Here is an 8,739-nt window from a genome sequence, read left to right as displayed (position 1 = left end):
CCACCCAACGCCGTATACAAATTCACCTCCGCCACCAACTGCGCTAACCGATCAACAATCAACGCCTGCTGCGAACTGAACAACGACCGCTGCGCATCCAGAAACACCAGATTACTGTCCACCCCACTGCGATACCGGTGCTGAGCCAGGTCGTAATACGTCTGGTTGGCCCGAACAAAATCCCGCTGCGCCGCCAGTTGCTCGTTATACGTTTGCCGCGCCGCCAGCCCGTCCGAGACTTCCTGGAACGCTGTCTGAATCGACTTCTCATACTGCGCGACATAAATGTTCTTCTGAATCTTCGCGTAATCCAGGCTGGCCCGCAGGCTGCCCGCGTTGAAGATCGGCAGATTGATCTGCGGCTGGAACCCCCAACTCCCCGAGCCCCCCTGGAACAATCCCGACAGATCCTTACTCGAGGTGCCAGCGTTGGCCGTCAGCGTAACCGAAGGAAAAAACGCCGCCCGCGCCGCGCCAATATTCGCGTTGGCCGCCTGAAGCTGATACTCGGCCTGCACAATATCCGGCCGCCGTTGCAGCAGGTCCGACGGCAACCCGGCCGGCAGCCGGGCTACCAGGTCGTCGGACAGCGGCTGTGCCGGCAAAGAATCCGGCACCGGCCCACCCACCAGCAACGCCAGGCTGTTGAGGTCCTGGGCCACCTGCCGCTGGTAGCGCGCAATGCTTGCCCGGGTACTTTCGACGCTGGTCTGGGCCTGGATCACATCAATCGACGTCGCCTTGCCCGCCGTTTTACTGCGCGACGTCAGACGCAGGCTGTGCTCGTCCGAGGCCAGCGTCTGCCGGGCCAGGGCCAGCAGTTCCTGGTCGGCGCGCCAGGTCAGGTAAGCGTTGGCGACGTTGGCCACCAGGCTCAGTTGCGCGCTGCGCCGAGCTTCTTCAGTGGCCAGGTATTGCAGCATCGCCTGCTCACTGAGGCTGCGTACACGGCCGAAAAAATCCAGCTCGTAGGCGCTGACGCCCAATGTCGCCGAATAGGTAGAGGTGATCGCAGACTTGCCGGTGGTAGTGGCGCGCCGCGGGACTTTCTGGCGGTTTTCGGCACCCGTGGCAGACACCGCCGGGAACAGGTCGGCACGCTGGATGCGGTACTGCGCCTGGAACGCTTCGACATTCAGCGCCGCCACCCGCAGGTCACGGTTATTCACCAGGGCCTGGCCAATCAACTGCCGCATCACCGGGTCACGGAACAACTGTTGCCAGTCAGGCCCGGAGGCCGATGGCCCCACCCGGTCCGCGTTATACACCGGGAAGTGCGCCGGGGTCGGTGCCTCGGGCCGCTGATAGTCCGGGATCAACGAACACCCGCCAAGCACACACGCCACGCCGAGCATCAGTTTTTTCATCACGCGCCAACCATCCATTTGGCCAGGCCATGCCGGCCACTCACGCCCAGTTTGGCCGCCGCGCGCTTGAGGTAGGTTTCGATGGAGCTGTTTTTCACGCTGAGTTTCTCGGCCATCTGCGGTACGGTTCCGCCGGTCAACAACCCCAGGCAAACCTCCTGTTCCCGCGCCGATAAGGTGATGTCACTGAGTGACAGGCGTTTATAGAATTCGCGCTGCAATTGCGACTGCTCCAACGGAGTTTTAGAGGGCTCGGGCGCTACCGGCGGGGCCTGTCGATTGATCTGCGCGTGGCGCTCGATCAACGGCAGCAAGGTTTCCGAAAGGCTCTTGAGAAACGACAGCTGCGCCAGGGAAAAGGCGCGTTGGGTGTGGGGCCGGTAGAACGAAATCACGCAGCGCCGATTGGCCTGGCGCGATACCAGGTTGCACTGATGGGAGGTGCCGCGGGTGTGGGTGCTGTCGGCCTTGGCATTCATCTGGATCAACAGCGGGTCGTTCATGCCGAGCATTTTTTTCAGCAGCGGATGATCGTCGCGGTGATGCAGGGTGCGCGGTGGCGGCAGGTCCTGCTTCAACCCGTCGCTGCCAAGTAACTTGATATCGAGCACGCAGGCCTGGTGCTCGTCGAGGGTCCATTCACTGAGGTCCACCAAGTGAACCGGTACCAGCTTGTTGACCAGTTGCAGCATGTTCGCTGCGAAGTGTTCAGTGCCGGTGCTTGAAATCAACTCTCCCAACTCGAAATAAAAATGCGGATTTTCCATATTCCGAATACTGCTGGTCAGACTCATAGCCATCTCATCCTTGATGTCGAAAACCGTCAACGGTTGCCCGTACGTGTGCAGGCCTCCCGTTCTCCTTGAACCTGGGTCGGTGCTCGAGGCTTCATTTAGCCACGTGGATTTGTCCTACGTATGTAGCGGAAACGAGGGACACAACCTGCCATAAAAAGCGCGCCATTATTTCGTCATTTCCGACAGGGATATAGGCTGAAGCTGCAGGGTAAAAGGATTTTAGAGTTTGTTAACTAGTTGATATAAAACATATTTACTCAATTTTCTCGACATGCCCGGCTATATGGCATCGGCCAGATGTAGCCAATCTCCTACATCCATTTAATCGTTTCAGCACTGAACCATCAGCCAACCCCGGCGCGGTACCCAGGCTGTCCGGGTTTCGGGTGACATACGGCCCTCCGGGGCGATGCTTAAATCCCGTTGATTTCGCCTCAATGGGGCGTTGTGCGCCTTATCGACACCTCACATGAGAAGGATCTTATGACGTATTTCCCCCTGACCGCCGCCCAGCGGGATATCTGGCTCGACCAACTGCGCCTCGGTGACTCGCCGCTGTACAACATCGGGGGTTATATCGAACTCACGGGCACCGTGAATCCCGCATTGATCCAGCGAGCCATCGAGCACCTGGTGGCCAAGCACGACGCATTGCGTACGGTGTTGCAAGTGGCGGCCGATGGCTTGCCACGGCAGGCGTTTGCCGAGGCCATGGCGGTATCGGTGCCGCAGCATGACGTCTCGCGCCAGCCGGATCCCCGCGCGGCCGCCGAGGCCTTGTTGCAGGCGCAGATGGCGCGAACCTATGCGCTGGTCGACGAGCCGTTGTTCCGCTTCTTCCTGGTCAAGCTCGATGACCAGCATTACCGCCTCGGCACCCAGGCTCACCACCTGATTCTCGATGGCTGGGGCTTTGGCCAGATGCTGCAATCCCTTGCCGGGATCTACAGCGCCCTGGAGCAGGGCCGACAACCGGACCTGTCGGCGCCGTCCTATATCGACTTCATCGACAACGATGAACGCTATCGCGAGTCGGCCCGTTACGCCCGGGACCGCAGCTACTGGCTGGACAAATACCAGGCGCTGCCAGAGCCGCTGCTGACGCGCCGTTACCAGGCCAAGGGCGATGCGCCGAGCAACACCCTGGTAGCACCGTTTCCGGCGGCGCTGCTCAATCGCATGGCGCGGGCGGCGAACCATTACCAGGCGTCGGCGTTCCATGTGTTATTGGCGGCGATGTACCTGTACTTCAGCCGCACCGGCCAGCGCCAGGAGTGGGTGGTGGGGCTGCCGATACTCAACCGTTCCAATGCACGCTTTCGTTCGACCCTGGGGCTGTTCACCCAGGTCAGTGCCGTGCGCTTGCAGTTCCGCGACGACCTGCCTTTCAGCGCCCTGGTGCGTGGCGTGCGCGACCAGCTCCAGCAGGATTTCCGACATCAACGTTTCCCGCTGAGCGAGATGAATCGCGAGCTGGGTTTGCTGCGCGCCGACCTCGGCCAACTGTTCGACCTGTCGGTGTCCTATGAGCAGGACGACCATGAATTTCGCTACGGCCAGGCGTCGGCCCGGGCGATCAAGGTGTCCAACCACCATGAGCCGTTGCCGCTGGCGATTCACTTGCGCAGCAATCGCTACCACGACACGGCGTGCCTGCACTGCGTCTACAACGAGGCGTACTTCCAGGTACACGAGGTGCAGGCCCTGGCTGATCGCCTGGTGTATGTGCTGGAGCAGGGGCTGGAAAACACCGCGCTGCCCCTGGCTGACTTCTCGCTGATAACGCCCGAGGAAACCGCGCAGTTGCAACGCTGGAACGCCACCGCCCAGGCCTATCCCGCAGCGCAAACCCTGCATGGGCGCGTCGAGGCCCAGGCCGCGGTGACCCCGCATGCGGTGGCGGCGGTGTATCAGGGGCAGCGATTGACGTATGACCAATTGAATCAACGGGCCAATGCCCTGGCGCGGCAGCTATTGGTGCTCGGGGTAAAGCCCGACGACCGTGTGGCGATCGTCGCCCGGCGCGGCCTGGAGACGCTGGTGGGCTTGCTGGGGATTCTCAAGTCCGGCGCCTGTTATGTCCCGGTGGACCCGGCCCATCCTGCCGAGCGCCTGCACTACCTGCTCGATGACAGCGCGCCGGTGGCGGTGCTGACGCAGACGGATTTGCTCGAGCGGCTACCGGTATTGAGCGTGCCGGTCATCAATCTGGATCACGCCACGGCGCAGTTGGCGCGCAACCCGCAAGTGGCGATGACACCCGCCAACCTCGCTTATGTGATCTACACCTCAGGCTCCACCGGCCTGCCCAAGGGCGTGATGGTGGAGCACCACACCGTGGCCAACCTGGTGGACTGGCATTGCCAGGCCTTCGATTTGCACGCGGGCAGCCATACCGCCAGCGTTGCCGGTTTCGGGTTTGATGCCATGGCCTGGGAGGTCTGGCCAGCGCTGTGCGTGGGCGCGACCTTGCACTTGCCGCCGGCCCACGACGGCGCCGAAGACATCGACGCGCTGCTGGCCTGGTGGCGCGCGCAACCACTGGACGTATGCTTCCTGCCCACGCCGGTGGCCGAGTATGCGTTCAGCCAGAATATCGAACACCCGACTTTGTGCACGCTGCTGATTGGTGGCGACCGCCTGCGCCAGTTCAACCAGGCGCGCAGTTTCGCGGTGATCAACAACTACGGTCCCACTGAAGCCACCGTGGTTGCCACCTCGGGCCTCGTTGAGGCCGGGCAGGCGCTGCACATCGGCAAACCCATCGCGAATGCCGCGGTCTACCTGCTGGATGAGCAACAGCGGCCGGTGCCCATCGGTACTGCAGGCGAGTTGTACGTCGGCGGGAAAGGCGTGGCGCGGGGCTATTTGAACCGCCCGGACATGACCGCAGAGCGTTTTCTTGATGACCCATTCAACACGGGCCGCATGTACCGCACCGGCGACCTGGCGCGTTGGCTGCCGGATGGGAATATTGAATATTTGGGCCGCAACGACGACCAGGTAAAAATTCGCGGCGTGCGTATCGAGCCGGGGGAAATCGAGTCCGCCCTGGCGGGTTATGAAGGGGTCACCGAAGCGGTGGTGCTGGTACGCGAGGGGCAGCTGTTGGCCTGGTTCACCGAGCACGCGCCGGTTGCGATTGAAGCGCTTCGCGCCCATCTCAAGTCACGCTTGCCGGATTACATGGTGCCGCAGGCCTACGTAAAGCTGGACGCGTTGCCCCTGACGGCCAACGGCAAACTCGACCGCAAGGCCTTGCCGGCACCCGGTGCCGATGCATTTGTCAGTCGAATTTACGAAGCCCCCGAAGGGCCTACGGAAATCGCCCTGGCGCAGATCTGGGCCGATGTACTGCACGTCGAGCGGGTGGGGCGGCATGACCATTTCTTCGAGTTGGGCGGCCATTCGCTGTTGGCGGTCCAGTTGGTGCAGCACATGCGCCAGGTCGGGTTGCAGGCCGACGTGCAGGTGCTGTTCGGCCAGCCGACCCTGGCCGCACTGGCGGCAGCGGTCGGCCAGGGCACCGAGCTTGAGGTGCCGGCCAACCGTGTTCCGGCAGGTTGCCAATTGATTACTCCGGACCTGCTGGCGCTGGCCGAACTGGACCCGCCGACGATAGAACGCATCGTCGCCGCGATCCCCGGTGGCGCCGCCAATGTGCAGGAGATCTACCCGCTGGCGCCGTTGCAGGAAGGCCTGCTGTATCACCACATCACCGACGAGCGCGATCCGTACCAGCAACACGCGATGTTCAGCTTTGCCCGCCGTGAACAGCTGGAAGCGTTCGCCCAGGCGCTGCAACAGGTGATCGACCGCCATGACATCCTGCGCACCAGCCTGGCGTGGGATGCCCTCGAACAACCGATGCAAGTGGTGTGGCGCAAGGCGATTCTGGACGTGCAACCGGTGGCCCTCCAGGGGGACTCAATTCTCGAACAACTGCGCGAACGCCAGCGGCCACTGGACTTGCGCAAGGCGCCGCTGATGGCCCTGGATTACGCCGAAGACCGGCAGAACCGCCGTTGGGTGGGCATGCTGCGTTTCCATCATCTGGTGAACGACGCCACTTCCACGCAAGTACTGATGGCGGAAATCCAGGCTCATCTGCTTGGCCAGCAACAGCAATTGCCGGCGCCGGTGCCCTATCGCAACGTGGTCGCCCAGGCCCGGTCGGCGGAACGCCAGGCCGGGCACGAAGCGTTCTTTCGCGAGCGGCTGGCGGATGTCGACGAGCCGACCCTGGCCTTCGGTTTACAGGAACGCCAGGCGGATCGCCGTGACACCGAGGAAGCCGACGTGCTGCTTCCCGACGCACTCGGCCAGTTGTTGCGCGAGCAGGCCCGCACCTTGGGTGTCAGCGCGGCGAGCCTGTTTCATCTGGCGTGGGCCCAGGTACTGGGTCGCGTCTCGGGCCGTGACGATGTGGTGTTCGGTACGGTTCTGCTGGGACGCCTGCAGGCCGGTGAGGGCGCGGACCGTGCCCTGGGCATGTTCATCAACACCTTGCCACTGCGGGTACGCCTGGCCGGGGTGACGGTGCGCGAGGCGATCAGGCAGACGCAGCAGCAACTCAGCGCCTTGCTCGCCCACGAGCAAGCGTCCCTGGCGTTGGCCCAGCGTTGCAGCGGCGTCACACCGCTGTTCAACAGCCTGCTGAATTACCGGCATGTCTCGGTCGAGGCACTCGAGGTGCTGCAGCCCGGCATCGAATTGCTGAGCAGCGAAGACATCCTCAGCTACCCACTGATGCTGACGGTGGACGACCTGGCCAGCGGTTTCCGGCTCAAGGCCAAGGCGCCCCGCAAGGTCGGTGCCCAGCGCCTGCTGGACTACCTTGGCACGGTGCTGGCGGGATTGGTGGAGACGCCCGAGGCGCCGCTGTTCGATGTACAGGTGCTGCCCGCGACCGAACTGCAACAGCAACTGGTGGACTTCAACGCCAGCGAAACCGACTCCCCCGTGGACCAGACCGTCCACGCCCTGTTCGAAGCCCATGCCCGGCACACACCTCACGCGGTGGCGGTGCAGGCCGGTGAGCAGCAACTGACTTACCGCCAGCTCAACGAGCGCGCCAACCGCCTGGCCTATCACCTGCGCGAGCGCGGCGTGCAGCCGGATTCGCGGGTGGCCTTGTGTGTCGAGCGCGGGTTGGACCTGGTGGTGGGCTTGCTGGCCATCCTCAAGGCGGGGGGCGCCTATGTACCGTTGGACCCGGGCTACCCTCGCGAGCGTCTCGCCTACATGCTGCAAGACAGCGCGCCGGTCGCCTTGCTGGTACACGGCGCGACCCGGGATTTGCCGGGGGAGGTGTCGATACCGGTGATCGACCTCGACCACGGCGCCTGGCAGCAGGCGCCTGAAGGCAACCCGCGAGTGCCGGGGCTGAGCGTGCGCAACCTGGCGTACGTGATGTACACCTCCGGCTCCACCGGCACGCCCAAGGGCGTGATGATCGAGCATCGGGGCCTGGGCAACCTGATGCACTGGGGCTCGCAACTGTGCCCGAATGCCGAGGGTGGCGCGTTGTTGCAGCGGGCGCCGTTCAGTTTTGACGGTTCGGTGTGGGAGCTGTTCTGGCCGCTGACCAATGGCATGCGCCTGGTCCTGGCGCGTCCCGATGGGCACCGTGAGCCGGCGTACCTGGCGCAGGTGATTCGTGAGCAACAGGTCAGCGTGATCAAGTTTGTGCCGGCGATGTTGCAGCAGTTTCTGGAGCTGGAGGAGTCTGCGCTTTGTACCAGCCTTACCGACGTTTTATGCGGTGGCGGGGAGCTGACAGAGGCCTTGGCCCGTGGGGTTCAGGCGCGGTTGCCCAAGGTGCGCTTGCATAACGTCTACGGACCGACCGAGGCGACGGTGGACAGCAGTGCCTGGACGCTGGAGCCGGGTGCGCCGGTGCCGGGGTTGCAGTTGCCGATTGGGCGGGCCATCAGTAATACCCGGCTTTACGTATTGGATGAGCATGATCGGCCGGTGCCGCTGGGGTGCAGTGGGCAGTTGCATATCGGCGGGGTGGGCGTGGCTCGCGGGTATCTGGGGTTGGCGCAGATGACGGCGGAGCGGTTTATCGATAGCCCGTTTGTGGCGGGGGATCGGTTGTATCGCACGGGGGATCTGGTGCGGTATTTGCCGGACGGGAACCTGGAGTTTCTGGGGCGCAATGACTTTCAGGTGAAGCTGCGTGGGGTGCGGCTGGAGCTGGGGGAGGTTGAGGCGCGGTTGGCGGCGCATCCTGCATTGCGCGAGGTGGCGGTGTTGATTCGGGATGAGCGGTTGGTGGCGTATTTCACTGTTCGTGATGCGGTGCCGGGGCTTGAGGCGTTGCGCAGTTACATGGTGGAGGGGCTGCCTGAGTACATGGTGCCTTCGGCGTTTGTGCGGGTGGAGGTGTGGCCGCTTAATCCGGCGGGGAAGCTGGATCGCAAGGGGTTGCCGGAGCCTGGGGTGGAGGCGGTGTTGAGTCGCGCCTATGAACCGCCTCAGGGGGAGGTGGAGACGGTGATTGCTGGGGTTTGGGCGCAGGTGCTGAAGCTGGATCGGGTGGGGCGTCAGGATCATTTCTTTGAGTTGGG

3 protein-coding genes are annotated in these 8,739 nt (G+C 63.3%); 1 reads left to right on the top strand and 2 read right to left on the bottom strand.

What is annotated here, in order from left to right:
* Positions 1–1,367, bottom strand: a 1,367-nt coding sequence (locus HX869_RS30900) for an efflux transporter outer membrane subunit (RefSeq protein ID WP_178904158.1), incomplete at its 3' end; no start/stop codon positions are given.
* Positions 1,367–2,161 carry a helix-turn-helix transcriptional regulator gene (locus HX869_RS30895; RefSeq protein ID WP_008430236.1) on the bottom strand — a complete coding sequence of 265 codons (795 nt, stop codon included), beginning with the start codon at positions 2,159–2,161 and terminating at the stop codon, positions 1,367–1,369. The genes HX869_RS30895 and HX869_RS30900, both read right to left, overlap by 1 nt.
* A 486-nt stretch (positions 2,162–2,647) precedes the next feature.
* Between HX869_RS30895 and HX869_RS30890 the strand changes: the two genes are divergently transcribed.
* On the top strand, positions 2,648–8,739 hold a 6,092-nt coding region (locus HX869_RS30890; RefSeq protein ID WP_178904157.1), incomplete at its 3' end, for a non-ribosomal peptide synthetase.

It is taken from the genome of Pseudomonas sp. P7779, assembly GCF_013386315.1.
Taxonomy (GTDB): domain Bacteria; phylum Pseudomonadota; class Gammaproteobacteria; order Pseudomonadales; family Pseudomonadaceae; genus Aquipseudomonas.
The sequence above is the reverse complement of the archived record's forward strand: the minus strand, read 5'-3'. Positions and strand labels throughout refer to the sequence as shown.